Below are 25,886 nucleotides of genomic sequence, written 5' to 3' on the forward strand. Positions count from 1 at the left end.
ACAAAAAATCCGGCTGCAAGCGCTAACCGGATCCGAGAATGCCCTTTTCGGGTGCATCGGCCCTTTTAGCGAGTTGTTTTACGTGGCTGCAAGCCGGCCGGCCCAAATCACCACGGTTCAATAATCAGTGGTTTAATGGCGAAACCCCTTTGCGTCAATGGCGCGATTGATTAGAGCAGGAAGCATGCCCGTACATGCGGGCCAAGCAAACAAACGGAAGTCATGGGCGGGAACAGCGAACAAGAAGCACCGGCAGGCATTTTGCCGGACCGGATGATTGCAGAACTGTTTGAAAGCGGTGCACTGACCGCCACCCGTCCGCTCGATAGCGATCAGATACAGCCCGCCAGCCTGGATTTGCGGCTGGGGGAGAAGGCGTACCGTGTTCGCGCCTCCTTCCTTCCCGGCAAGACGACGGTTGCCGAAAAGCTTGAAAACCTGAAACTGCATGAATTCAGTCTCGAACAGGGCGCGGTGTTGGAGACAGGCTGTGTCTATATCGTTCCGCTGCTGGAAGGTTTACAGCTTCCTGCAAAGGTCTCAGCCTCGGCAAACCCCAAAAGTTCCACCGGCCGTCTGGACATTTTCACCCGCGTAATCAGCGACCATTGCCAGGGCTTCGACCAGATTTCGGCGGGTTACAACGGACCGCTATACCTGGAAATCAGTCCGAGCACCTTTCCCGTCGTGGTGCGCACCGGCTCACGCCTTTCCCAGGTTCGTTTCCGCACCGGCGTTTCGCTGCTTACCGACAGCGAATTGTCGAAACTGCATGAAGAGGAAGTGCTCGTCGCCACTTCAGAACCCAACATCCACAATCAGGGAATTGGGCTGTCCATCGATCTGACCGGCGACGAAAATGGACTGGTGGGCTATCGCGGCAAGCGGCATACGGGTGTCGTGGACGTCGACCGCAAGGCCGTGCTCGAGATTCACGATTTCTGGGAGCCAATCTACAATCGCGGAAACCGGGATATCGTGCTGGATCCGAACGAGTTTTATATCCTCGTATCCCGGGAAGCCGTCCACGTGCCGCCGCTATATGCTGCAGAAATGGTTCCCTTCGATCCGCTGGTGGGCGAATTCCGCGTCCATTATGCGGGTTTTTTCGATCCCGGATTCGGCCACGCGGCCGCAGGTGGCCTTGGGGCTCGCGGTGTGTTGGAAGTCAGAAGCCACGAAGTGCCGTTTATTCTGGAGCACGGTCAGATCATTGGCCGGCTGGTCTATGAGCGCATGCTGGAGCACCCCGGCGCCCTGTACGGGCAGGATCTGGGCTCCAATTATCAGGCTCAGGGGTTGAAGCTCTCAAAGCATTTCCGGTCCGGCTGAACTTACTCTTCAATGCCGGATGACAAATTCCCGCTCCGCCAGCGGGGCGGGGTGCGCACGCTTCCGCCGTGTTCGGTTTTTTCCCAGATATGCGGTTTCACGATCAACTGCAGCAGCGCCCGCCAGCCGGCAGCGGAAATCAGCAGCCAGTAAAACGGAAATGTCAAAATCCAGAAAACTGAACGCCCGCTCCGTTCCCGGGGCCGAACCACGGCAAGTTCGATGGCCATCACCAGAAGACAGTACGTGGTATACCCGGCTACAAGATTGAAATTGCTGATGCCGGCCATTGCGATATCGGTTGCCGACAGCGCTACGCCGGAAAAGAGCCGTGACATCTGATAGACATAAGCAACCAGAAACACCGGGTGCACCAGAACGGAAACCACCAGCGATATCAGGATAACGTGAAACAGGGCATAGTTTCTCAGCCCCATTTCCCGCGCCGTGCTCACCGGTGAGCGCAGATGCACAAGCAGGGTCTGCATCCACCCCTTGATCCATCTTGTGCGTTGATGCAGCCAGGGTAGCAACCGGGCGGGGGCCTCTTCCATCGTTGGCAGCGTGATCGTGCCGCACAGCATTCGGTGGCGTGCCAGGCGCATGCCGAGATCGGCATCTTCGGTAACGTTGAAACTGTCCCAGCCGCCCGCCTCAAGCAGCCTGTCGAACAGGAAGTGGTTCGACGTACCGCCAAGCGGAATGGGTGCCCGCCAGCGCGCCAGTGTCGGCAGAATTCCGCGAAACAGGGTGTCGTATTCCATGGCGTAGATGCAGGCGAGCCAGGATGCATGGGCGTTGTCGACAACCAGCGGTGCCTGAAGGCAGACGACATCTTCGCTTGAGCGCATGAACTTCGTGGCGGCTTCCAGGAGCTGTGCCGGATGGGGCCGGTCTTCGGCATCGTAGACGACAAGGTAATCGCCCTGCACATGCCGCAGTGCATAGTTCAGCGCCCGCGGTTTTGTTCTCGGACCGCCCGGCGGCACGATCATCAGGTGAAAGCCGGGCTTCGGCAATTCGGCGGTGACCGCAACGATGGTCTCCACGTCATCGTGCTCAAGAAGCAGGTACACATGCTTTCCGCCTGGGCGCCAGAAAAGCTGATCGAGCGAAGCGATCAGGTCTTTCACCTGGCCAGCTTCCCTGTTAAGCGGCACGAGAATGGTGTAGTCGCCAGGGGGCATGGCGTAGCTGTTCACGCCATTGTCCCCGTGCCAGTCATCGGTATCGATCCGGTCGATTCCGGCAAGAATGGCAGCCCGAAAAAACGCAACCGCCAGATAGAAGAAACTGAAAAGCGCAGAGGCCGCCAGGATTGCAGCACTTTTGTGAAACAAGGCAAAGACAGCAAAAAATGCCAGCAGACAACACAGGACGGCCAGTTGGGTTCGTGTCAAAACCGGCCGCGCAATCCGGGTATTATCCAGCAGGACGAAGCCGTGCTCGACGCGGGATTTCGACTTGTTGTCACCACCGCCATGCATGGCGCCGGCAAGCAGGTAGGCCGGTTGGCCCGAAAGTTCGCCGAATCCGCCGATCTTTCTATTCCCAGAATTTTGCCGATAGGTGCGGTGTTCCCCTGAATCGCCCAACCTGCTACAACTCCAAAACAAATGTCAGTAGCGATGGTGGGTACTACCGTCACGATGGTAAACAGGTTTCTCACCTTGGGTAAAGTCCGGCGTTGCATGTTGAAACATTTGTGGATTTCCGCACTTGCGGCGGTGATGTCGCTGTCCGTTCCTTCTCACTCGCCGGCGCAATCGCTGATTATTCCCAACTTCTGGGATTCCAACGAGCGCTTCGTAAAACCCTCCCTGACGCTGCGCCCCCGCTTGCGTTTTTTGACCACTACAGACTTTCCGCCTTTCAACTTCGTTGACCGGAAAAAGCGGCTTTCCGGCTTCCATGTCGATCTGGCCCGGGAGATATGCCGTGAACTCGATGTACTGGCCAAATGCCAGATACAGGCCTTGCCCTGGAACGAACTGGACAAGGCAATCGAGGAAGGGGAAGGTGAAGCCGTCATTGCCGGTCTTGCGGTTACCGCGGCCTCCCGCGAAAAGTACGAATTTTCGAGACCCTATCTTCAAATCCCCGGCCGGTTTGTTACCCGGCGCGGCAGCGAAATTGTCGAACCGGTTTATGAGTCCCTATTCCGCAAGACGGTAGGTGTCGTGGCAAGTTCCGGCCACAAGGCATATTTTGAAAGAAATTTTGCCTCACGAACCACCCGCATATTTCAGACCCGGCAGATGGCATTCAACGCCCTCAAGAACGGGGAGGTTGATGCAGTCTTTACTGATGCGGTATCGGCTTCATTCTGGCTGGCGTCTTCCGGTGCAGAAGACTGCTGTGAGTTTACCGGCGGCCCGTATATCTCCGAAGAGTATTTCGGCCGCGGTCTGGCAATCGCGGCAAAGAAAGGGGACACGGAACTCGCCGAAGCCTTCAATTTTGCGCTCAAGGCAATCAACGACAAGGGCAAGTTCAAGGAACTGTACCTGCGGTATTTTCCCCTCGGCCTCTACTGAGCAGACAAGCCCGAACCCTATCGCTGGCTGCGAAACGGCACACCAAGCGTCCAAACCAGTCCGGCCGGGCGCTCATCCTGCCATTCTTCTATACCGATCGTCATGCCTTCATGACCATGTTCCGGCTGGTCGATATAGGTTTTGAACATGCGGTCCCAGACCGACAGGTTGAAGCCGTAATTGGAGTCGGTCTCCCGGCGCAGTGTTGAGTGATGCACCCGGTGCATGTCCGGTGTCACGATGACAAGGCGCAGCCAGCGGTCGAGCCAAAGCGGTAGCTTGAAATTTGAATGGTTGAACATCGCGCCGCCGTTCAGCACGATTTCAAAGACCAGCACGGAAGTTGCTGGCGCCCCCAGAGCCACCACAACGGCATATTTCCAGATCATGGAGAGGATGATTTCGATCGGGTGAAAACGGATCGCGGTGGAAACGTCAATATCCACGTCCGAATGGTGCATCCGGTGTATGCGCCAGAATACTGGAATCTTGTGCGAAGCAAGGTGCGACAGCCAGACAGCGAAATCGAGCACGGCAAAGGAAACCAGAAAAGCCAGCCAGTAAGGCACGTCGACCATATTGAACAGGCCGACATTGTGCTCGGTGGCCCATAGCGCACCGCCGACCGCAGCGGTTTTGAACAACAGCCTCACCAGCAGCGAGTCGATGAGCACGATGGTCCAGTTTGTAAACCAGCGCCGAGCTTTAAGCGGCTTGAGTTCGCGTCGTGGAACGAAATATTCGCAGGCGGCCAGGACGGCAAAAAGTCCCGCAAAAATCGCCAGTCTGACGGCGGCCTCCGACATGATCTTCCTTTCTGCGCTGCCTGTCCGGCGCAGATGCATTCTGCGCCCGTTGGCAGGTATATTTGATGTACCCCGCTGGAAGGCAAGTCAAACCTGGGTGAAAGATTGCTGGCTGCCTGGTACAAACGGTCACGGTCGGCAGATGGCCCGCGGCCAAGGCTTGGAATTGCCCGCTGCTTGCAGTAAACCGCATTCGGTCGGGCGCGCATATGACAAACGCGTGGCCTGACGGACATTCTTCGATCTCAAACAGCCAGGATTTCTGCCATGACCGGTGCAACCCTGCCCGCCCTGGACATAACCGATGAACTGGTGGACGCAGCCAGCAAGTCCAAGGCCTGGCCGTTTGAAGAGGCTCGCAAACTCATAAAGCGTTATGAAAAATCCGGCTTTCCGCAAACCGTGCTTTTCGAGACCGGATACGGCCCTTCTGGTCTTCCTCATATTGGCACCTTCGGTGAAGTCGCACGCACCACCATGGTTCGAACCGCCTTCCGCCTGCTGACAGCCGACAAGGTCGTCACCCGGCTGCTTTGTTTTTCCGATGACATGGACGGGATGCGCAAAATCCCCGACAGCGTGCCGGACAGGGCCGCACTCGAACCCTACCTGCACCAGCCGCTAACCGCAGTGCCCAATCCGTTTGGCGGCGATCACGAAAGCTTCGGCCACCATAACAACGCCATGCTGCGGCGGTTCCTGGATACCTTCGGTTTCGATTACGAATTTGCCAGCGCCACGGACTATTACAAGTCCGGCAAATTCGACGATGTCCTGATGCTGGCTGCTGAACGCTATGACGACATCATGAAGGTGATGCTGCCGACGCTTGGCGAGGAACGCCGGGAGACCTATTCGCCGTTTCTGCCGATCTCACCGAAGTCGGGCCGGGTCCTCTACGTCCCCATGCTGAACGTCGATGCGCGCGAGGGTACCATCACCTTTGAGGATGAGGATGGTACCGAAACCACCATTCCGGTCACCGGCGGCCACTGCAAGCTTCAATGGAAGCCCGACTTCGGCGCGCGCTGGGCCGCCCTCGGGGTAGATTTCGAGATGTTCGGCAAGGATCACGGGCCCAACATGGCAGTTTATGACCGCATCTGTTCGGTTCTGGGCGGCAGACCGCCGGAACATTTCGTCTATGAATTGTTCCTTGATGATCAGGGTCAGAAAATTTCCAAGTCCAAGGGCAACGGGCTTACCATCGACGAGTGGCTGGCTTATGCGCCAACCGAGAGCCTTGCCTATTACATGTTCTTGAAACCACGCACGGCAAAGCGGCTTCACTTTGACGTTATTCCCCGGGCCGTTGATGAGTATTTTCAGCAACTGGATGCACTTGGCCGGAGCGATCCTGGCCAGCGGTTGCAAAACCCGGTCTGGCACATCCATTCCGGCAATCCGCCGGCCTCGGGAATACCGCTCAGTTTCTCCATGCTGCTCAATCTCGTCAGTGCCTCCAATGCCCACGACAAGGAAACCCTTTGGGGGTTCATTTCCAACTATGATGGGGAACTATCGCCCGATAACCATCCCAAACTGGATGAGCTTGTTGGCTATGCCATCCGCTATTTCGAGGATTTCGTGAAGCCTGCAAAATCCTTCCGTGCACCCAGCACGCAGGAACGCGCTGCCCTTGAGGATCTGGACCGGCGCCTGGCCGCCCTTGATGAGGCGGCGGATGCGGAAACCATTCAAACCGAGATCTTCTCGGTCGGCAAGGAGCATGGTTACGAAAATCTGCGGGAATGGTTCAAGACGCTCTATCAGGTGCTTTTGGGTCAGGATCAGGGGCCGCGCTTCGGCTCGTTTGTGGCACTTTACGGCATCGATGCGTCGCGCAGGCTGATTGCTTCGGCACTGGACGGAAAGCTGCAGGCGGGTTGAACCACGCTCGTCAGAACGAGGGTTTGCGGTTTTTCCAGATCCCCTTTCCTGCCTCCCGTGCTGCCTCTTCCATGTCTTTGAGAGCGCTGTCCGAAGCGGTCGCCCAGCCCTGGGTTACCAGCCACCGGGACAGGTCGGTATTCCCGATCCTGCATTCGCCGGAAAAGCGTTCGCCATCCCCGGTCATGTTGGTACAGGCGATTGTTCTTGTCCGGATGAAGCGCTGTAGCGCTGCCCTGGCAAAGTTCCCGCACGGCCATTCCCCGTCCGGTGTTTGGCATCGCCTCTCTCTTGGTACAGGATTGATGCCGGCAAGACGGATCAGCGTTTCCCCCGAGCGCAGCTCACCGGCTCGCACGACGATCGGCCGGGGGAACAGGTCCGGCTTTTTGGGAAGCCTGGCCTTTTGGCGGGCATTCTTTTCAGCAGCCCGTTCGGCTGGTGATATCCGCACCAGGCCGTCCTCCGGTATTGGCGGTACCGGCAGATTGCCTTTCCCGATCACCCGTATTTCGCGTTTGGGTTCCCGCATTGCCTGCCCAAGAGCCTCCAGGGCGCTTTTCCGTTTTGCTTTGTCTGAAATTGCAGTTTGAGAAGGGGGTAACGCTTCTTTTGCCGCGTTGCGGGCTTCTTCCGCCGGCCCGATCACCGGAGCATGGCCGGTATCGTGTTCCTGGTTTTGTTCACTGTCGCAGCCAGCCGGGATTGCAGCCAGCAAAACCAGTGCCATCAAACCGGCTCGCCTTACTGGCTGGCCCATACGATGCGGGCGATCCATTCCACGTCCTTCATGGGGATTACCCGGTTCTCATGCTCCGGGTTGAGCGAAACCAGTTCAACCTGGGTGGCGGTTTTTCGTGCCAGCTCCTTGGCCATGACTTCGCCTTCCTTTGTCTTGACCACGACGCGGTCCCGCTTGCGGATGCTGGCCCCCGGCTGCACGATAATGACATCGCCATCGCGGTACAGCGGCTCCATGGAACTGCCGGAAACCTCCAGCGCATAGACATTGTCATGGTCCGAACTGGGGAACTGGACTTCATCCCAGCCCTGACCGACCGGGAACCCGCCATCGTCGAAAAACCCGCCAGTGCCGGCTTCGGCAAACCCGAGCAGTGGCACGTTGCGCAATTGCGGCAGACCGTATTTCGACATGATCTCGGTGGCATCCGGCGCACGGTTCTCGATCAGCGCCATGAAGTCGGAAAGCGATGTGCCGGTCGCTCGAAGCGCCTTCGAGATGCTTTCCGTGGAGGGCCAGCGGGGGCGGCCCTGGCCGGTAACCCGCTTTGATTTGTTAAAGGAGGTGGGATCAAGCCCAGCCTTGCGCGCCAGGCCGGAAGCCGAAAGCGAATGACTTTTGGCCAATGCATCAATCGCCGCCCAAATCCGGTCGTGGGAAAGCATCCGGTATCCTCGATCCAACGCCGCGCCGGGTCACGGCTTTGGCGAAAAGGAAATTATTCCTTTCTAGCAATCGCAGAAATGAGAGTCCAGAGCATTTCGTCCAGTTGGCGCCGCGAGTGCTGAAATGGCTGAAGGATTTCAAGGTGTTGCATCAACAGAGGCCAATCCCGAAGGGCAGGTGCCGAAACCCGTCACCATGCCGGCAGTTGCGGCTGCTGCTCGATGTAGAATGTTTCCTTGGGAGAAAGGTCGAGCAGAAAGAGGCTGAAGACTGCCTGCTCGTGATTGTCCAGCGTGCCTTCGGTAAAAACCAGCCTGTCACCCGGCTCGTGTTCGATTGAATATCGGTGAAACCGGTCGGAAAGAATGGAGCTCTCGTCCCGGGTTATCTGATTGAAGGAAAGGCCATCCCCGTAAATGCTGGCCTCGCCCGGTATTTCCTGCAGTTCCAGCCGGTATCCAACCCAGCCCGCTTCGCTCTGATTGTGCGTTTCCAGTTGCAGATAAAGCGTCAGCCAGAACGACTCATGGCGCAAAAGCCCGGAAACTCCCGCTGTTGTGTGTACCGTCAGCAGGCTTGGCCCGACGCTGTGTACCCGCTGGGTAATGATGGCGGGATCGGAAAATGTGCCCTTGCCGCGCACCCCCACGATGGAAAAGCCGCCCTGCTCGTCGGAAAACAGGTACCGTCCTGCCCGCCAGTGTTTTACTGCGGGTGGAGCTCTTTCGTTGCCAACGCCAATACGACCATCGTCTGCCTGCGTACTCCCACTCATCGCGAGCAGTCCGACCGTCAACATCATGCCGGCCAGCCAGACACCAGTCTTCATAGCGGGGAATCTACGCCTGATTTTGCGCCACATCAATTGTGTGCTGCTCACTTTCATGCGATCCGTTTTTTCCGGGAGGTGTGAGAGGAATGAGCAAGCAATCGCAACCGGAAGACCTGACGCCCCAGGCGCTGCTGCAACGTGCCTACTCGCTGGGAAACGATGAGGACGCCAGGGCGCTCTACCGCGATTGGGCGCAAAGCTATGACAAGACCATGCTGGAAGGGCTGGGCTACCGCACTCCGAAAGCGACGGCTGAACTTCTGTCGCAGCACATTGCCGACAAGACGGAGCCGGTTCTGGATGTGGGCAGTGGTACCGGACTGGCCGGGGTTGAACTTGCAGTGCGCGGGTTCACCACCCTGGATGCGCTGGATTATTCACCTGAAATGCTGGCTGTCGCCAAATCACGCGATGTCTATCGCAAGCTCCTCGAAGCCGATCTGAACGAAACGCTAGACCTGCCGGACAATGCCTACGCCGCCCTCATCTGCACCGGCACCTTCACCCATGCCCATGTGGGGGCAGGATGCCTGCCGGAACTTTTTCGCATCCTTCGCCCCCAGGGTGTTTTTGCCTGCACCGTGCACAAGGACGTCTGGCAGAAAGCTGGCTTCGAGCGGGAAACGCGCCGGCTTGCCGATGCCGGCATGCTCAGGCTTATCAGTTGCGAAGCTGGCACCTATTATACAACATCCACTGATCCCGAAGGCTGGTACATCGTTTGGCAAAAACAGGGATAGGTTCATGGATGCATGGTTTGAAGCAGGGAATTGAATGAAACGAACAGTACTGGTGACGGGCGCAGCGCGGGGTATTGGCCTTGCCGCCGCCAAGCGGTTCATGAAGGAAGGCTGGAACGTCGCTGTCGTCGACATTGACGGCCCTCAATTGCAGGAAGCGCAGGCAGAGCTGCCCGGCGCACTGCTGATTGAAGGCGATGTTTCAAAGCCGGATCAGGTGCCTGGTTTCTACAAGGGCGTGGAGAAGGCATTTGGCGGGCTCAACGCGCTGGTCAACAATGCAGGCGTTGCCGATTTCGGTCCGATTGAGGAGACATCGTTCGAGCGCTGGCGGCGGGTGATGGAGACCAATCTCGACGGTGTCTTTCTCATGTCCCAGGCAGCCATGCCGCTGTTGAAGCGTCACACGGAAACCGGTGGCGCCGCCATCGTCAACATCGCGTCGATCTCGGGCTTGCGCGCATCGACGCTGCGCGTGGCCTATGGCACCTCGAAAGCTGGTGTCATCCAGCTTACTCTTCAACAGGCAGCTGAACTGGGCGAACACAACATCCGCTGTAATGTCATTGCTCCGGGGCCTGTGCGCACCAAGCTGGCCATGGCGGTACACACCCAGGACATCATTAATGCCTATCACGATGCCATCCCGCTTAACCGGTACGGATCGGAAGAGGAAATTGCCAATGCAATCTTCTTCTTGTGTTCGCAAGAGGCAAGTTACATCACCGGCCAGCTGCTTTCGGTCGATGGCGGGTTTGAAGGCACGGGAATCGGCCTGCCTGCGCTCAGGAAGTAACTACTTTTTCACGGCGAAAGGAACGAGCGCGACGGAAAGCCGGTCAAAGTCCCTCATTACACCCGCCTGATTGTTCATGCATGGGAAAGGGCGTGTACGAACTCGACGGCGAAGAAACCGGTCGGCCTTTCCCACCGCTGTTTTCTTTCAGGAAACTCTCTGGAAAAATGAACTCGTATCAGGCTGTCTTGCCACGCGTTGAGATCACTATCCATAAGAAAACAAGCATCGAAAGGATCGTCAGCACGGATCCGGCTTTGGCAAGTCCCTCGCCGGCCCCTTCATTTACCATGACGATGCCGGGAACGATCAACAGCACGCCCAGAGTGGCTACTGCGTAGTGAATTGTTGCCAGCCGGCTTTCTCCTGCCGCCGGAACGAGATGATAGTAAACGCCGAACAATGCCATCGTAACCCAGCCGATCAGGTTCAGATGGGCGTGGGCGGGGGCGTGCAGGTGATCACCGGTAATCGCCATGAAAATCCCCCAGGCCATGCCGATGATGACAAACACCACAGCGGTGATGAAAAACCAAAAAGCGGTACCCTGCATTATAAATCCTCCCGTGCGGTACAGTTTGTTTTTTGCCCCCAGAATGGATTGCCCAGGCACAGCGCGCCAACCTGCTTTGTTGGTTGTCCGGTTCGGTCACTTGGAAAATCCTTGACCAGATTACCGCAGAATAATTCATATAAAAAATTACTTCTTTATATGATAACTATTTGATTCATGAATTTACGCGGTTTCGACCTCAACCTTCTGCTGGTGCTGGATGCGCTTCTGCGTGACAATTCCACTACCTTGGCTGCTCACCGCATCGGGCTTTCCCAGCCGGCTGTTTCCGCAGCTCTCAGGCGGTTGCGCACCCGGCTCAATGACCCGCTCTTCGTTCGCCAGGGACAGCGGTTACAGCCGACCGACTACGCGCGGAGCCTTGAGGTTCCTCTGCGGGAGGTGCTGGATCATCTTGAAGGCTTGTTGGCTGGCCCGCAAGCATTCGAACCAGCCGTGGCAACCGATGCGTTAAAACTGTCGGGCTCGGATTTTTTCACCGAGATGCTGATGCCCCAGCTGGCCGAAAGGCTGGCGGTGGAAGCGCCCGGCATTCGGGTCCAGATGGTCGATCTGGTCCCTGACAACTATGTCGGCACGCTACAGAGTTACGAAGTGGACATGGCGATGATCCCGAAGGCTGATCATCCCGAATGGGTGGATTGGCAGCCCCTGTTCAATTCAAGCTTTGCCGTGATCGCCGCCCGCAGTCATGCCCGGATCCGTGGCGCGGAGGTTGAGCCGGGCGACACACTGCCGATGGATCTGCTATGCGACATGGGCCACGTTCTCTTTTCTCCCCAGGGCAATCTGTCGGGTATGGGAGATGCGGCACCTGCCAAGGTGGGGCGGAAGCGGCGCGTGGTCATGTCCATGCCAAGTTTTTACGGGGTTGGCCGCGCAGTGGCCGAAAGCCAGTACATTGCGCTCATGCCGCGGCAATTGGCTCATCGCCTCGCGCCTGCATTGGGGCTGGAAGTCTTCGAACCACCAATGCCGATCCAACTGCCCACCATCTGCCTTTTCTGGCACAAGCGCTCGACCCATGCGCCGGCCCATCGCTGGTTGCGCGAACAGGTCGCTGAAATCATGGCCCCGCTGAATGAGGGTGAACCGCCCCTGCCAGCCAAATAATCCTGGTGTCGGAAACAAAAAAACCGGCCGGTTGCCCGGCCGGCATTGTGATCGAAAAAGCCGCCAGACCCGTCAGGCAGCCTGTTTTTGCGGCTCGCCGGTTTCCGGGTTGAAGCGGTCGTAGAACTTCTCGTCGGTCTTCGCCATTTCCACCAGCAGCTTGTTCGGCTTGAACTGTGCGCCGTATTTTTTCTGCAGTTTCTTGCACATGGCAACGAAGGCCGCGCTGCCCATGCCGTCTATATAGGAGATGGCGCCGCCGGTGAACGGCGCAAAGCCGAAGCCCAGGATTGAACCCACATCGGCCTCGCGCACATCCGTCACTACACCCTCTTCCACGCAGCGTGCTGCTTCCAGCGCAATCACGGCATGATAGCGGTTCTTGAGTTCCTGAACGTCGATCGTGTCCGCATCCTGTTGAGGATACAGCGTCTTGAGATCGGGCCACAGATGTTTCTTGGCCGGTTTGTCGGGATAATCGTAAAACCCCTTGCCGTTCTTGCGGCCGAGACGGCCGTGCTTTTCCACCATGGTGTTGACCAGTTCCACATGGCGCGGATCGACAGCCTTCTCGCCAATATCGCGGATCGTCTGATGCAGGATCTTGTGCGACAGGTCGATGGCCGTTTCGTCATTGAGCGCCAGCGGGCCAACAGGCATGCCGGCCTGTTTGGCAACGTTCTCGATCATCGCCGGCGGCACGCCCTCGATCAGCATGTTGTAGGCTTCGCTCATATAGCGCAGCACCATGCGGTTGATATAAAAGCCGCGCGTATCGTTGACGACGATGGGGGTCTTCTTGATCGCCATCACATAGTCGAGCGCCATGGCGAGTGCTTCATCGCCGGTTTTCCTGGCCATGATGATTTCCGTCAGCATCATGCGGTCGACCGGCGAGAAGAAGTGAATGCCGATAAACTGTTTTGGCCGCCTGGAATTCTTCGCCAGCGCGGTGATCGGAATGGTCGAGGTATTGGAAGCGAAGATCGCATCCTTGCGCATATGCGCCTCGGCCTGCTCGGTAACCGCTTTCTTGACTTCCGAATCCTCGAACACCGCCTCGATGACGAGATCGCAGTCGGAAAGATCGCCATAGTCGATAGTGGGCTGAATGCGCGACAGCAGTGCTTCTTTCTTCTCCGCTGTTGAACGGCCCTTGCCGATGGCCTTGTCCTCGATGCCGGCAGAATGTGCCTTGCCCTTTTCGGCCGCGTCCATGTCGCGGTCCAGCAGCACTACATCGATGCCGGCCTTGGCGGTCACATAACCGATGCCGGCGCCCATGAAGCCGCCACCACCAAGAATGCCGACCTTTTTGATTTCGGACTTCGCAACGCCTTCCGGCCGGCGCGCGCCCTTGTTCAGCGCTTGCAGGGACAGGAAGATGGAGCGCACCATGTGCTTGGCTTCCGTCGTCTGCAGCACATGGGCAAAGTAGCGCGATTCAATTCTGAGCGCTGTGTCCATGGGAACCAGCAGCCCTTCGTAAACGCATTTCATAATGGCCCGTGCGCCAGGGTAATTGTCCTGGGTTTCGCGGCGGTAAATGGCATTTGCCGGCGGGAAAAGATTGAAGCCGGCAGGCGAATAGACCGCTCCGCCCGGCAGTTTGAAGCCTTTCTCGTCCCAGGGCTGAACGCCCTTGAGGCCGTCTCGGATCATCTGTTTGGCAGCTTCAACTTCACTGCCCGGCTCGACCAGTTCATCCACAGCGCCAAGCTTCTTCGCCTTGTCGGGCGAAAAGTTCCTGCCCTGCAACAGATACTGCAGTGCCTCCTGGGTATGGATCAGGCGCGGCAGGCGCTGTGTGCCGCCACCGCCCGGAAACAGGCCGACCTTTACTTCCGGCAGGCCAAGCTTGGCGCTTGGGTCATTGGCCAGCACCCGGCCGTGACAGGCAAGAATCATCTCGAACACGCCGCCCAGCGCCTGACCGTTGATGGCAGCAACAAAGGGCTTGCCGCAGGTTTCCTGCTTGCGCAGGATCAGCCCGAGACGGGAAGCCTGTTCGAACAGCACCTTGGCGGCGCCCTCGGGGTCCTTTGCCTTGAGCTTTTCGTATTCGCCCATCATCTCGCCGAGCATGGAAAGATCGGCACCGGCACCAAATGCCTTCTTGCCGGAGGTGAACACGGCGCCCTTGATGGCCTCCTCGCCAGCCACCTGATCGATGATCTTATCCCATTCGTCGATCACCGACTGGTCGATGACGTTCATCGATTTTTCCGGCGAGTCCCAGGTAATCAGCGCAATGCCGTCGCTGTCGGTTTCAATGGTGAAATGCTTGTATGTCATGATCTTGCTCAATCCTGAAAGTCTCAAACCCGTTCGATGATGGTGGCGGTGCCCATGCCGGCGCCGATGCACAGTGTGACCAGCGCGGTCTGCTCATTGCGGCGTTCCAACTCGTCGAGCACCGTGCCGAAAATCATCGCACCGGTCGCACCCAGCGGGTGGCCCATGGCGATCGCACCACCGCAGACATTCATCTTGTCGTGTGGGACCTCGAAATGCTGCATGAAGCGCAACACGACGGAAGCAAACGCCTCGTTAAGCTCGAACAGGTCGATGTCGGAAAGCTTCATTTTCGCCTGCTTGAGCAGTTTTTCAGTAACGTCGATCGGTCCGGTCAGCATCAGCGCCGGATCGGAACCGATGTTGGTGAAAGCCCGGATTTTGGCACGCGGGGTAAGGCCCATCTTCTTGCCGCCTCTCTTGGAGCCGAGCAGCACGACACCGGCGCCATCGACGATGCCCGACGAATTGCCCGCATGGTGGACGTGGTTGACGGCTTCCACATCGGGATGGGCGGCAATGGCAACGGCATCAAAGCCGCCCATTTCGCCCATCATCACGAAAGAAGGATCGAGCGAGGCAAGCGACTGCATGTCGGTGCCCGGCCGCATGTGCTCGTCACGATCGAGAATGGTAATCCCGTTCTGGTCCTTCACCGGAACGACCGATTTGTTGAAACGGCCTTCCTCCCAGGACTGGGCAGAGCGTTTCTGGCTCTCCACCGCATAGGCATCCACATCATCGCGCGAAAACCCGTATTTCGTGGCAATCAGGTCGGCGGAAATGCCCTGCGGCATGAAATAGGACGGCACGGCAACCGACGGGTCCATCGGCCAGGCACCGCCGGACATGCCCATGCCCACACGGCTCATGCTCTCAACGCCGCCTGCAATGACGATATCGTCCATGCCGGCCTGGATTTTCGAGGCGCCGAAGTTTACCGCATCAAGGCCTGAAGCGCAGAAGCGGTTGATCTGCATGCCGGGAACCGAATTGTCGTATCCGGCCTCGAACACGGCTGCCCGCGCAATGTCGGAACCGGCTTCACCGACCGGGTCGACGCAACCCATGATGACATCGTCCACGGCAGCGGTGTCGATTTCGTTGCGGTCGCGGATAGCCTCAAGCGTCTTGGCTGCCAGGCGCACCGCCGGAACCTCGTGCAGGGAGCCGTCTTTCTTGCCGCGGCCGCGCGGGGTGCGGACGTGATCGTAAATATAGGCGTCGGCCATTGTCTTCTCCGTTGTTACTTCATGCTGACCGCGGTCCGGATGGAACGATGTCCTCCGGCGCGGCCCAGTTTTCAAGCGACTGAATGCGCTTCAGCCATGCGTTGATGGATGGAAATTGTGACCAGTCGAGATCGACGTGATCCGGCCAGAACAGATATCCGCAGGCTGAGATATCGGCGATGGTCGGGCGGTCGGATGCAAGCCAGTCATGGCTTGCCAGATGCCGTTCGGCAACTTTCAGTGCTGCAATCGTGCGGCCTTTCAGAAATTCGGCTTCGGGGTCACCACCCTTATTCATAAAACGGGAAAGGAACCGCCAGATGCTCAGATTGCCCGTCAGCTTGTGATTGTCGAACAAAATCCAGCGCAGGACTTCGCGCTCCTCCTGAGCTGTTTCCGGTTTGAACTTCCCGGTTTTTTTCGCCAGGTGATACAGGATAACCCCCGACTGGCTTAACACGAGGTCATCCTCGCCATGATCCACGAGCACCGGAACCTCGCCCATTTCGTTGAGCGCCCGGTATTCGGGCGTCCGGTGGCCGCCATTGAAAAAATCCACCCATTCGGCCTGCCAGTCGCACCCGGTCAGCTGCAGCATCAGCGCAGCCTTGTAGGCATTCCCCGATTCAACGAAACAGTGGAGGGTGTAGTCGGCCATCATTCAACGCCCTCGACCAGCACAATATGGCCGGTCGATACCGGCAGGCGGTGCTCGCGGGCCTTCTGGTAGGTTTCAGAATCAAAACATGCCTTTGCGGTTTCAAGGTCCTTGAACTCGATCACCACGTGGCGCGCGCCCAGATCATCGCCGTCAACGGAAAGGTTTTCGCCGCCCCGGGCAAGAAACTTCGCACCGTATTCAACAAAAGCCGGTGCTGCCCCATCCACATACAGTTTGTATTGTTCGGGGTCGCGTACATCCACATGGGCAATCCAGTATGCCTTTGGCATTTGCCGTTCTCCTCAAAGCGTCCTTGCGATCAGCAGTTTCATGATCTCGTTCGTGCCGCCATAAATGCGCTGCACGCGGGCATCGCGGAACATGCGCGCAATGGGGTATTCGTTCATGTAACCATAGCCGCCATGCAACTGCACGCACTCATCCATCACTTTGCATTGAAGGTCGGTCGAGAGATATTTGACCATTGAGGCAGTCGCCGGATCGAGCTTCCCGTCCAGATGGCGGGCCACGCAGTGGTCGACAAAAACCCGCAGCATCGTTGCTTCGGACTTCAGCTCCGCAAGCTTGAACTGGGTGTTTTGAAACTCGATGACCGCCTTGCCAAAAGCCTTGCGCTCCTTGACATAGTCAATGGTGATCGAAAGCGCCCGTTCGATGGCCGCAATCGCCTGATTGGCAATGATCAGCCGTTCCTGCGGCAATTGCTCCATGAGCTGTACGAAACCCATGCCCTCATCGGTGCCGAGCAAGTTGGAAGTCGGCACTTTCATGTCGTTGAAGAACAGTTCGGAAGTATCGTTTGCCTTCAGGCCCACCTTGTCCAGATTGCGTCCACGCTCGAAGCCATCAAGGCCATCCGTCTCGATAACAATGAGCGAGGTACCCTTCGCGCCTTTTGACGGATCGGTTTTGGTAACGACAATAATCAGATTGGCATGCTGACCATTGGTGATGAAGGTTTTCGAGCCGTTGATCTTGTACTGATTGCCGTCACGAACGGCGGAAGTCTTGACGCCCTGAAGATCGGAACCTGCGGCCGGTTCGGTCATGGCAATGGCACCGATCAATTCGCCGGTGGCGAGCTTCGGCAGCCAACTTTTTTTCTGCTCTTCCGATCCGTAATGCAGGATATAGGGTGCGACAATGGCCGAGTGAAGCGCCGCACCAAAGCCGTCTGCACCGGTGTGGCCGAGCGCCTCGATAATGGCGGCCTCATGGGCATAGCTGCCGCCCGAACCGCCATATTCCTCCGGCATGGCAGCGCATAGCAGGCCGTTTGCGCCCGCTGCTTCCCAGATGTCCCGGCTTACGATCTCCGCCTTCTCGAACTCATCGTAGCGCGGCATGATCTCGTTTTCGCAAAACCGGACCGCCATATCGCGCAGCATTGCGACATCTTCCGTTTCCCATGATGGCCTGGCCACATCGAGCACTTCGATCGGACGCATTTTCGATCCTCCGCCTTACAGGCAATTCAAGCCTAAAACGCTTCCGCTTTCAGGGCCATCATCGATTCGGCACCTGATTCGATGCGTGCCAGATGGGCCTGTGCTTCCGGCATGATGCGTTCGAAATAATACCGTGCAGTCACCAGCTTGTTTTCGTAGAACTCTGCCCGGTCTCCAGCGCCGGCAGCCAGTGCTTCCTGCGCCTTTTCGGCGATCAGCCCCCACATGTAGCCAAGCGCCACCAGTCCCATCAGATGCATGTAGTCGGTCGAGGCTGCGCCGGCATTGTCGGGGTTCTTCATGCCGTTTTGCATCAGCCACATGGTGGCTGTTTCCAGTGCCTTCGTGCCCTGGCGCAGCGGTTTGGTAAAGGCCTGCATGGCCTCGTTTTCCATGTGCTGCTTGGTAAATCCGTTGACCTCGGCAAGGAAGGCCTGCATGGCGCGGCCACCGTCCTTGGGCAGCTTGCGGCCTACCAGATCGAGCGCCTGAATGCCGTTTGCGCCTTCATAGATCATGGCGATGCGGGCATCGCGCACGAACTGGCTCATGCCCCATTCCTCGATATAGCCGTGCCCGCCATAGACCTGTTGTGCCTTGACGGCATTGTCGAAGCCCTTGTCGGTCAGCACACCTTTGACGATGGGGGTAAGAAGCCCCATCAGGTCGTCGGCTGCCTGGCGCTCCTCCTCCGAGGCGGAGCGGTGGGAAATGTCTCCCTTCAGCGCCGTCCACAGCATGAAGGCCCGTCCGGCCTCATTGATTGCCTTGATGTCCAGCAACATGCGCCGCACATCGGGGTGCACGATGATCGGATCGGCCTTCTTGTCGGGAAACTTCGGACCGGTCAGCGCCCGTCCCTGAATGCGCTCATTGGCGTAGGTGACGGCGTTCTGATAGGCAGCTTCCGAAATCGCCAGCCCCTGCAGCCCGACGCCCAGCCGCGCCTCGTTCATCATCACGAACATGGCGTTGAGGCCGCGGTTTTCCTCACCGATCAGATGGCCAACCGCGTCATCATAGTTGAGAACGCAGGTCGAATTGGCATGGATGCCCATCTTTTCTTCAATGGAACCGCAGGTCACCCCGTTGCGTTCACCGGGATTGCCATCGCCGTCGAGCACGAATTTCGGCACGATGAACAGCGAGATACCCTTTGTTCCTTCCGGTGCGCCTTCAATGCGCGCCAGCACGAGGTGGATGATGTTGTCGGACAGGTCGTGTTCACCGGCGGAGATAAAGATCTTCTGACCGGAGATTTTATAGCTTCCATCGCCTGCAGGGACCGCCTTGGTGCGCAACATGCCCAGATCGGTGCCGCAATGAGGCTCCGTCAGGTTCATGGTGCCGGTCCATATCCCCTCGATCATTTTCGGCAGATAAGTCTGCTTTTGTTCATCCGAACCATGCACCTGAATGGCGGCAATCGCGCCCTGGGTCAGGCCGGGATACATGGAAAACGCCATGTTGGAGGAGATGAGATATTCGCCAACTGCCGAATGCAGCGTGTAGGGTAGCCCCTGGCCACCATATTCGGTATCGGCGGAAAGCCCCATCCAGCCGCCTTCCTTGTAAGCCTGATAGGCTTCCTTAAAGCCCTTTGGCGTGGTCACCGAGCCGTCCTCATGGCGCACACAGCCTTCCTGGTCGCCCGATTGATTGACCGGGTGGAGAACTTCCTCACACAGCTTTGCCGCTTCGCCCAAAATGGCTTCGATCATGTCCGGGGTTGCTTCCTCAAAACCCGGTAGGTTGTGATATTTTTCAAGGTTCAGCACCTCGTTGATCACAAACAGGGTATCCTGCACCGGAGCACTGTAGACTGGCATTACGACCTCGCTTGTTTCCTGTTGTTGCAATCCGGACGCGGCCTGAAAGGGCTGCCAGCCCGGGATTGGCCGGCGGGCAATCGCTTTCAACCGGAACCGCGACCGGCAAACTGCCATGCCCATGTAGCAAATTCTTACGCTTCCGTAAACGTCAAAGTTTTGTGAGGAAGCCGGATCAAGGTTAGCGGCCTGTTCAAACACCAGCAAGGCCTGAAATCAGGGCAGGAACGGTGCAAATTTATCGGACCTTAATCGCCGAACGTCTGGTTCGCCTTGACCGGCAGGCGCGCCGACAGCGTAATACCGCGGAAGATCAGGAAGGAATGCAGCGCAATCCAGAGCCCCGGATTGCCCAGATCGCGCAACAGCCACCAGACCGCCAGATAGGCCAGAAACGAAAGGATCATCATCACGCTCATCTCGCGCGACCAGGTAGCGCCGATATAGATGCCGTCCATCTGGAAGGCGATGACACCCGTAAGCGCCGTCAAGGCAGCGAAAATCATCCAGCGATAGGCTTCCTCGCGAACGGGTTCAAGCGTCGTGATCAGGTTGATCAACGCTTCGCCGAACAGCCAGAAAACTCCGAACAAGGCCAAAGCCAGCACCGTGTTCCAAAACAGGGTGAGCCGGATGCCGCGCCAGAAACCGTCCCGGTGATGGGCGCCGACCGCCCTTCCGACGATTTGCTCGGCGGCGGTGGCCATGCCATCAAGGAAAAACCCTGCGACCATGAAGAAATTCATCAGTACGGCATTGGCGGCGAGCACGGTTTCGCCGAACTTCGCGCCCTGGGCCGTGAAGAAGGCAAAGGCCAGCAGCAACAGGAAGGAACGCACCATGATGTCAGCGTTCAAATTGGCGATCCGGATAAGGGCCGCCTTGTCGAAAATCCGCTGAAGCGAGGGACGGATCGTGTGGTCGAGCAGCCGCCAGCAGATGACACTGCCCACCGCGAAGGCGAGGGCCTCAGCAACCACGGTTGCCCAGGCGACTCCTTCAAGGCCGTATTCCAATGACAGACCCAGCACGATCGACAGAACAATATTGGTGCCGTTGAGGACGATCTGAAGCAACAGGCCAAGCCCCGCCCTTCCAAGCCCGATCAACCATCCAAGCAGCGCATAGTTTGCAAGTGCGAAAGGCGCACCGAGCATGCGAATGGTAAAATACCGGCTGGTGGCATCGGCAACGGCCTCTCCCGGCGCCATGAACCAGAGACCTGCCCACAAAATGCCCGGGATCAGCGCAATCATTGCCAGTCCGCCGGCAAGGGCGATCACCAGCGCACGAAACAATATCGCCTGTTTTTCCTTCTCGTCCTCGCGGCCTACAGCCTGTGCTGTCAGGCCCGTCGTGCCGGAACGCAGAAAATTCAGCGTGGTAAAGGCCACATCGATGATGATGGCACCGACGGCAAGCCCGCCGATCAGTGCCGCGCTGCCAAGCCTGCCGACCACGGCGGTATCGACCAGCCCCAATATCGGGGTGGTCATATAGGCAAGCGTCATCGGCAGGGCGAGGCCGATGACCATCCGATGGGTTACGGCAAAGGGGCGGCTTGCAGGTTGCCGCGTGCTGGCATGCGCTATGTCCATTGGTTTGCGCTATCAGCAATCCTCAAACGGCACCACTGAAAACTGCCACATGTTTTACCCTGCTGACCCCACCTGCCAGCCGGCCCAGGCAACTGGTTGAAAAGACATCTTGCGGGCGGGCGATCCGGCGCTATGTAGGGGCATAATGCCACTTGCCATTCTCCACCATCCCGACTTTCAGGCGGACCTTTCGCCGGGCCACCGCTTTCCCATGGGAAAATACGGATTGATCGCCAGGTTCCTGACGGAAGACGGGCTTGTGGGGCCTGGCGAGTTCATCGTGCCTGAACCGATAGAATTCGATCAGGCAGCCCGCGCCCATGACGCAGAATATGTGCGCCAGGTGTTCACAGCCTCTGTTGACGGCAGGATCGCCCGCGAAATCGGATTTGACATTAGCCCTGCCGTTGCCATGCGGGCGCGGCTTTCATCCGGCGCCAGCCTGCTAGCGGGGCGGATCGCGCTTGAACGGGGCATCGCCACCTCTACCGCCGGCGGTTCCCACCATGCCAGGCGTGCGCAAGGAGCCGGCTTCTGCGTCTTCAATGATGTGGGGATCGCAGCTGCCAACCTGCTGGCGGCTGGTGACGCAAAGCGCATTCTCGTCCTTGATTGTGACGTGCATCAGGGCGACGGAACAGCGGATATCTTTCATGGTGAAGATCGCGTGGCGACCGTTTCGATCCACAGCGAAAAGAACTACCCGGTACGCAAGGTTGCTTCCGATCTCGATGTCGGCCTGCCCGACGATATCGGCGATGAGGCCTATCTTGAGATCGTTGAAGATACGCTCCCGAAAGCCCTTTCCTTCGGCAAGCCGGACCTGGTGTATTACAACGCCGGGGTCGACCCCCATGAGAACGACCGGCTGGGCCGGCTGGCGCTGAGTGATGAAGGACTTGCACAGCGCGACCGCACAGTGATTGCCTTCTTCAGGGCGCACAAGGTTCCGGTGGTCTGTGTGCAGGGCGGCGGTTATTCGAGCGACGCTGCCCAGGCAGCACGCCGCCATACCATCATCCACCACGTTGCAGCAGAATTTGCGTGAGCGTCAGCCCTTGAATTTCAGCAGGCGCGCAAGCAGGAACACCGGCACGACAATCATTGCACCATACAGCAGGTACTCGCCAAAACGCCCGAAAGCGCGGAAGCCCAGTTCATAAATGCGTTCGACAAATCCGGTAAAGGCATGCCACACATCAAGGGGCGTATAGCCGATGGCGCTCATGATGATGCCAACCACCAGCGAGATAACGATGAGCTTTACGGCGGTGCGGCCCGGCGTATCACCAAGGAACTGCGTGAGTTTGTCGTCCATGGGGCTCCCTTTCCTGCACTGCAAACGCAGGTAGGCCCTTACACCGCCCAAATCAAGGCGAAAGCCCCTTCAGCCTCCATCGCCAATCAATGAAACAAGGCTGGAAACGCTGTCCGCCTCACCAGAAGGCTTGTCCCAGCGAATGCGGGAAATGCGCGGAAATCGCATGGCAACGCCCGATTTGTGCCGGCTGGAACGGTTGACGCCTTCAAAGGCGATTTCGAGAACCAGACCGGCCTCCTGTGTGGCCCTTACCGAACGCACAGGACCGAAGCGCTCTACCGTATTGTTGCGAACATACTTGTCGAGTTGCTTCAGTTCAGCGTCGGTGAACCCGAAATAGGCTTTCCCCACGGGCACCAGTTCCAGGCCGTCTTCGCCTTCGCGCCAGCAACCGAATGTGAAATCCGAATAATAGCCCGAGCGCTTGCCATGTCCGCGCTGGGCATACATCAGCACCGCATCGACCATCATGGGGTCGCGTTTCCATTTATACCAGGGGCCGCGGGGACGGCCTGGTTCATACACCCAGTCACGGCGCTTCAGCATCAATCCCTCGATCACCGGGTGAGGCGGGTTTTCCCGCATCTCCCTCAGATCGTCAAAGTCTTCAAACGAAAGCGCTTCGGAAATGTCGAAACGCTCTGGCGCCATGTCCGAGGCTGTTTCAAGCAGGCGTTCGCGCCGCGCTTGCAATGGCTTGCCGCGCCAGTCGGTGCCCTCGTGAAACAGCAGGTCATAAAGCCGGACGAAGGCAGGATGGCTTTTCAGCAATGCGCTGGACACGGTTTTGCGGTTGAGCCTTTGCTGCAGGTCGGAAAAGGTTCGGATGGCCAGCGTGCTGTCGAGGGGCGAGCGCACCAGTAATTCACCGTCAAACGTACCCTCCACCTGCAAGGCTTCAATCAGGTCCGGGAAAGCACCGGAGATATCATCGCCGGTGCGTGAATAAAGACGTTTGACGCCCTTGTCGTTGGTTACCTGAACGCGAATACCGTCCCATTTCCATTCGGCAAGGTAGTCTTGTGGTGTGATCTTGTCATATTCGCGTTCCTGCAGCGGGTTGGAAAGCATCACCGGTCGGAAGGGGGCAAGGGCCTTCGAAACGGGTTTTTCGGCCCTCCCTTCCAGCCAGGCAAACAAATCGGGATAGGGCGGCGAAAGCCCGTGCCACAATTCCTCGATCTCGCTCACATCCACCTTTCCGAATTCCGCCAGGGCCTGTTTTGCAAGCCGGGCCGAAACGCCGATCCGCAGCCCGCCGGTCGCAAGCTTGATAAGCGCATAGCGGGCCGAAGCATCCAACCGGTCCAGCAGGCTGGAAAGCACGCGCGGCGCATCTAATTTCGAAACCGCCGAGAGTTCCCCAATCACCTTTGAAAGAGGAAGATCGTTGCCATAACCGCCAACATCGTCGTCGCGCCACAGGAGGGCGATGGTTTCCGCCAGATCCCCCACATAGTCATGGGAAAGACGGAAAAGCTCACCGTCGATGCGTTCTGCCATCAGATCGCGCAGCAGCGCCGGCTGCACGGATTTCAATTTCAGGTCGCGGGTGATTGCGCCAATCGCATAGCCGCGATCAGGATCGGGAGCCCCATCAAGGTATTCGGCTATGGCAGCAATCTTCCGATTGCGCGAAGGCGTCAGCACCAGGGTTTCCAAAAGGCGGGAAAAGGCCTTCATTCCTCCACCTCATCCTCATAGCCGACCAGATTGAGCGGCTTTGCCCTGATCTGGTTCAACTGGCACCAGCGCACCAGCCCTTCCTCCCGGCCATGGGTTACCCATATGTCCTCGGCACCGGTTTCACGGATCGTTTGAGTAAGCTCCGGCCAGTCGCAATGGTCGGAGATGACCAGCGGCAATTCCACCCCGCGCTGTTTGGCCCGCTGGCGAACCTGCATCCAGCCAGAGGCAAAGGCGATGACGGGATCGGAAAACCGCCGCACCCAGGGCGAGTTGAAGGCCGATGGCGGGCCCAGCACGATCTCGCCCTCAAAACGGCCACCGGCTCCTTCTTCGAGTGTTGCTGCCGGCAATTTACCCAGGTCAATGCCCTGTGCCTGATAATATTCGCATAGGCTTTTCAGGGCACCATGGATGTATATGGGCCTGTCATGGCCGTTGTCGCGCAGCAGCCGGATCAGGCGCTGAGCCTTGCCGAGCGCATAGCAGCCGATCAGATGGGTACGGTTCTTGTTGGTGCCAAGGGAGTCGAGAACACGGCGGATTTCGCTGGCCGGATCGGGATGGCGAAACACCGGCAGGCCGAAGGTTGCCTCGGTGATGAACACATCGCAGGGCACCAGTTCGAAATGTTCGGCAGTCGGGTCTTTCAGACGTTTGTAATCGCCGGAAACGACAATCCGCATGCCGCCGCCTTCCACCGCGATCTGGGCAGAGCCGAGAACATGGCCGGCAGGAAAGAAGCTGACCGCAACGCCGTTGATCGTAATGGTCTCGCCAAAACGGGCGGTCTGTGCCGCCTCGGCGAACCCTTCGCCATAGCGGATCGCCATGATGTCCAGCGTGCGGCCGGTTGCCAGCACATGGCCATGGCCGGCACGGGCATGATCGCCATGGCCGTGGGTAATCAGCGCCCGTTCGACGGGCTTGACCGGATCGATGTAAAAATCGCCGGGCGGGCAATAAAGCCCAGCGGGAGTGGGATGCAGCAGGGCTTCAGGTCGCATCTTTCTAATGTAACAGCCTAGCGCAAGAAGCCTACTGAAATCCCGGCGGATCGACGATGCCTGCAGGGCAGCCGGGGTCGGTCTTCGGCGACGCCTCCACAAGCGGCGCAAGCGAGGAAGCTTCCGCTATATTGCCGGCAAGGCCGAGGGTGAGTTCGACGATCAACTGGCGGCCTGAATCAGGATCCCGTTTGCAGGATATGCGCAGCCTGTCGCCGGAGCCGCGGCCGAAATCGTGTTCAAAGGCATCGCGGATGTCCTTGCCCGTCACCTGCCGGCCAAGATTGGCATCGAACAGGTAGGTGAGGCTGGAGGCGCTGATCCACTCCATGAGCTTTATGGAGTCGGCATAATAGGCATCGATATCGCTGTTGCGGTAACAGGTGCCGTGCTTGACCCATTCATGCTTGTGCAGGGAAGAGCGGGTACCCGGCATGACATCCCGCAGCTTCTGCCAGACCGGTTCTGCGATGCGCGGCACATCAAGCGCCCGCCAGTTGCCGCGCTTGTCCTTGTCCATCTCGGCGCCGTTCACCCCGCAATAAAGCCTGTTTCCGGGCTGTGGCCACAGGCCGTGCAGCGAGAAGCGGCCACGGCTCTTGTCTGCGGTGTTGCGGCACTCCGGTTTTCGCGGCGCGGTTTCGCAGAAAGCGGGGTGCCAGGAGAAAGCCAGCACGTATTCCGGCCCCTGCGAGCGGTTGTCACTGCAGGCGGAAAGCCATACGGCAAGCGTCAGGATAACAAGCCTGCAGAACATCGC

Annotated in this window: 25 protein-coding genes and 1 riboswitch; of the genes, 8 read left to right on the forward strand and 17 right to left on the reverse strand. The window is 58.2% G+C overall.

Annotated elements, in window-relative coordinates:
- Positions 1–44 precede the first annotated feature (44 nt).
- A riboswitch (SAM riboswitch) is annotated at positions 45–124 on the reverse strand.
- A 98-nt stretch (positions 125–222) separates the two neighbouring features.
- Positions 223–1,332 carry a 2'-deoxycytidine 5'-triphosphate deaminase gene (locus tag BVL55_RS02025; protein WP_075995505.1) on the forward strand — a complete coding sequence of 370 codons (1,110 nt, stop codon included), beginning with the start codon at positions 223–225 and terminating at the stop codon, positions 1,330–1,332.
- Positions 1,333–1,334: 2 nt separating this feature from the next.
- On the opposite strand, the gene BVL55_RS02030 is transcribed toward BVL55_RS02025, so the two are convergent.
- Positions 1,335–2,519 carry a glycosyltransferase family 2 protein gene (locus BVL55_RS02030; protein ID WP_244530610.1) on the reverse strand — a complete coding sequence of 395 codons (1,185 nt, stop codon included), beginning with the start codon at positions 2,517–2,519 and terminating at the stop codon, positions 1,335–1,337.
- On the opposite strand from BVL55_RS02030, the gene BVL55_RS16940 reads away from it, so the two are divergent.
- Entirely contained in the window at positions 2,409–2,918 is a 510-nt protein-coding gene (locus tag BVL55_RS16940) for a hypothetical protein (RefSeq protein WP_244530666.1), read from the forward strand. The genes BVL55_RS02030 and BVL55_RS16940 overlap by 111 nt on opposite strands.
- A 105-nt stretch (positions 2,919–3,023) precedes the next feature.
- Positions 3,024–3,869, forward strand: a complete 846-nt coding sequence (locus tag BVL55_RS02035; protein WP_075995507.1) for a transporter substrate-binding domain-containing protein — start codon at positions 3,024–3,026, stop codon at positions 3,867–3,869.
- 17 nt (positions 3,870–3,886) lie between these two features.
- Here the strand turns inward: BVL55_RS02035 and BVL55_RS02040 are convergent, their stop codons facing one another.
- Positions 3,887–4,675 carry a sterol desaturase family protein gene (locus BVL55_RS02040; protein WP_075997824.1) on the reverse strand — a complete coding sequence of 263 codons (789 nt, stop codon included), beginning with the start codon at positions 4,673–4,675 and terminating at the stop codon, positions 3,887–3,889.
- Between the two features lie 267 nt (positions 4,676–4,942).
- On the opposite strand from BVL55_RS02040, the gene BVL55_RS02045 reads away from it, so the two are divergent.
- Positions 4,943–6,565: a lysine--tRNA ligase gene (locus BVL55_RS02045; protein ID WP_075995508.1), complete on the forward strand. Its 1,623-nt coding sequence runs from the start codon at positions 4,943–4,945 to the stop codon at positions 6,563–6,565.
- A 10-nt stretch (positions 6,566–6,575) separates the two neighbouring features.
- Here the strand turns inward: BVL55_RS02045 and BVL55_RS02050 are convergent, their stop codons facing one another.
- The 3 genes from BVL55_RS02050 to BVL55_RS02060 form a co-directional block, all read right to left on the reverse strand.
- A complete protein-coding gene (locus tag BVL55_RS02050) occupies positions 6,576–7,295 on the reverse strand; it encodes a thermonuclease family protein (protein WP_075995509.1) in 720 nt (239 codons plus the stop codon).
- Positions 7,296–7,309: 14 nt separating this feature from the next.
- Positions 7,310–7,972 (reverse strand): S24 family peptidase, encoded by a 663-nt coding sequence (locus BVL55_RS02055; RefSeq protein ID WP_075995510.1) that lies wholly within the window; start codon positions 7,970–7,972, stop codon positions 7,310–7,312.
- 191 nt (positions 7,973–8,163) lie between these two features.
- Positions 8,164–8,802 (reverse strand): hypothetical protein, encoded by a 639-nt coding sequence (locus tag BVL55_RS02060; RefSeq protein ID WP_075995511.1) that lies wholly within the window; start codon positions 8,800–8,802, stop codon positions 8,164–8,166.
- Between the two features lie 89 nt (positions 8,803–8,891).
- On the opposite strand from BVL55_RS02060, the gene BVL55_RS02065 reads away from it, so the two are divergent.
- Together BVL55_RS02065 and BVL55_RS02070 are read left to right on the forward strand one after the other, a co-directional pair.
- Positions 8,892–9,545, forward strand: coding sequence for a class I SAM-dependent DNA methyltransferase (locus tag BVL55_RS02065; RefSeq protein WP_075995512.1), 654 nt, complete (start codon positions 8,892–8,894; stop codon positions 9,543–9,545).
- Between the two features lie 34 nt (positions 9,546–9,579).
- A complete protein-coding gene (locus BVL55_RS02070; protein WP_075995513.1) occupies positions 9,580–10,341 on the forward strand; it encodes an SDR family NAD(P)-dependent oxidoreductase in 762 nt (253 codons plus the stop codon).
- A gap of 178 nt (positions 10,342–10,519) precedes the next feature.
- Here the strand turns inward: BVL55_RS02070 and BVL55_RS02075 are convergent, their stop codons facing one another.
- Positions 10,520–10,894 carry a hypothetical protein gene (locus BVL55_RS02075; RefSeq protein ID WP_075995514.1) on the reverse strand — a complete coding sequence of 125 codons (375 nt, stop codon included), beginning with the start codon at positions 10,892–10,894 and terminating at the stop codon, positions 10,520–10,522.
- Between the two features lie 177 nt (positions 10,895–11,071).
- Between BVL55_RS02075 and BVL55_RS02080 the strand changes: the two genes are divergently transcribed.
- Positions 11,072–12,028 (forward strand): LysR family transcriptional regulator, encoded by a 957-nt coding sequence (locus BVL55_RS02080; protein ID WP_075995515.1) that lies wholly within the window; start codon positions 11,072–11,074, stop codon positions 12,026–12,028.
- 72 nt (positions 12,029–12,100) lie between these two features.
- On the opposite strand, the gene BVL55_RS02085 is transcribed toward BVL55_RS02080, so the two are convergent.
- From BVL55_RS02085 to BVL55_RS02115, 7 genes are all read right to left on the reverse strand, one after another.
- Complete coding sequence (locus BVL55_RS02085) at positions 12,101–14,323, reverse strand: 3-hydroxyacyl-CoA dehydrogenase NAD-binding domain-containing protein (RefSeq protein ID WP_075995516.1); 2,223 nt, start codon at positions 14,321–14,323, stop codon at positions 12,101–12,103.
- A gap of 23 nt (positions 14,324–14,346) precedes the next feature.
- A complete protein-coding gene (locus tag BVL55_RS02090; RefSeq protein WP_075995517.1) occupies positions 14,347–15,555 on the reverse strand; it encodes an acetyl-CoA C-acetyltransferase in 1,209 nt (402 codons plus the stop codon).
- A 19-nt stretch (positions 15,556–15,574) separates the two neighbouring features.
- On the reverse strand, positions 15,575–16,213 hold the full coding sequence (locus BVL55_RS02095; RefSeq protein WP_075997825.1) for a glutathione S-transferase family protein: 639 nt from the start codon (positions 16,211–16,213) through the stop codon (positions 15,575–15,577).
- Complete coding sequence (locus BVL55_RS02100) at positions 16,213–16,506, reverse strand: DUF1330 domain-containing protein (protein ID WP_075995518.1); 294 nt, start codon at positions 16,504–16,506, stop codon at positions 16,213–16,215. Before BVL55_RS02100 ends, BVL55_RS02095 begins: the two co-directional genes overlap by 1 nt.
- A gap of 12 nt (positions 16,507–16,518) precedes the next feature.
- A complete protein-coding gene (locus tag BVL55_RS02105; protein ID WP_075995519.1) occupies positions 16,519–17,685 on the reverse strand; it encodes an acyl-CoA dehydrogenase family protein in 1,167 nt (388 codons plus the stop codon).
- Positions 17,686–17,717: 32 nt separating this feature from the next.
- Positions 17,718–19,514: an acyl-CoA dehydrogenase C-terminal domain-containing protein gene (locus BVL55_RS02110; RefSeq protein ID WP_075997826.1), complete on the reverse strand. Its 1,797-nt coding sequence runs from the start codon at positions 19,512–19,514 to the stop codon at positions 17,718–17,720.
- Positions 19,515–19,762: 248 nt separating this feature from the next.
- Positions 19,763–21,112 carry an MATE family efflux transporter gene (locus BVL55_RS02115; protein ID WP_075995520.1) on the reverse strand — a complete coding sequence of 450 codons (1,350 nt, stop codon included), beginning with the start codon at positions 21,110–21,112 and terminating at the stop codon, positions 19,763–19,765.
- Positions 21,113–21,257: 145 nt separating this feature from the next.
- Here BVL55_RS02115 and BVL55_RS02120 point away from each other — a divergent pair, with 145 nt between their 5' ends.
- Positions 21,258–22,160: a histone deacetylase family protein gene (locus BVL55_RS02120; protein WP_075995521.1), complete on the forward strand. Its 903-nt coding sequence runs from the start codon at positions 21,258–21,260 to the stop codon at positions 22,158–22,160.
- A gap of 3 nt (positions 22,161–22,163) precedes the next feature.
- On the opposite strand, the gene BVL55_RS02125 is transcribed toward BVL55_RS02120, so the two are convergent.
- From BVL55_RS02125 to BVL55_RS02140, 4 genes are all read right to left on the reverse strand, one after another.
- A complete protein-coding gene (locus BVL55_RS02125) occupies positions 22,164–22,430 on the reverse strand; it encodes a DUF6460 domain-containing protein (RefSeq protein WP_075995522.1) in 267 nt (88 codons plus the stop codon).
- Between the two features lie 69 nt (positions 22,431–22,499).
- Positions 22,500–24,116, reverse strand: coding sequence for a cisplatin damage response ATP-dependent DNA ligase (locus tag BVL55_RS02130; protein ID WP_075995523.1), 1,617 nt, complete (start codon positions 24,114–24,116; stop codon positions 22,500–22,502).
- Entirely contained in the window at positions 24,113–25,126 is a 1,014-nt protein-coding gene (locus BVL55_RS02135) for a ligase-associated DNA damage response exonuclease (RefSeq protein WP_075995524.1), read from the reverse strand. The genes BVL55_RS02130 and BVL55_RS02135 overlap by 4 nt, the downstream gene beginning before the upstream one ends.
- A gap of 31 nt (positions 25,127–25,157) precedes the next feature.
- Entirely contained in the window at positions 25,158–25,883 is a 726-nt protein-coding gene (locus tag BVL55_RS02140) for a ribonuclease T2 family protein (RefSeq protein WP_075995525.1), read from the reverse strand.
- Positions 25,884–25,886: the final 3 nt, after the last annotated feature.

This window comes from Salaquimonas pukyongi (assembly GCF_001953055.1).
GTDB classification, from domain to species: domain Bacteria; phylum Pseudomonadota; class Alphaproteobacteria; order Rhizobiales; family Rhizobiaceae; genus Salaquimonas; species Salaquimonas pukyongi.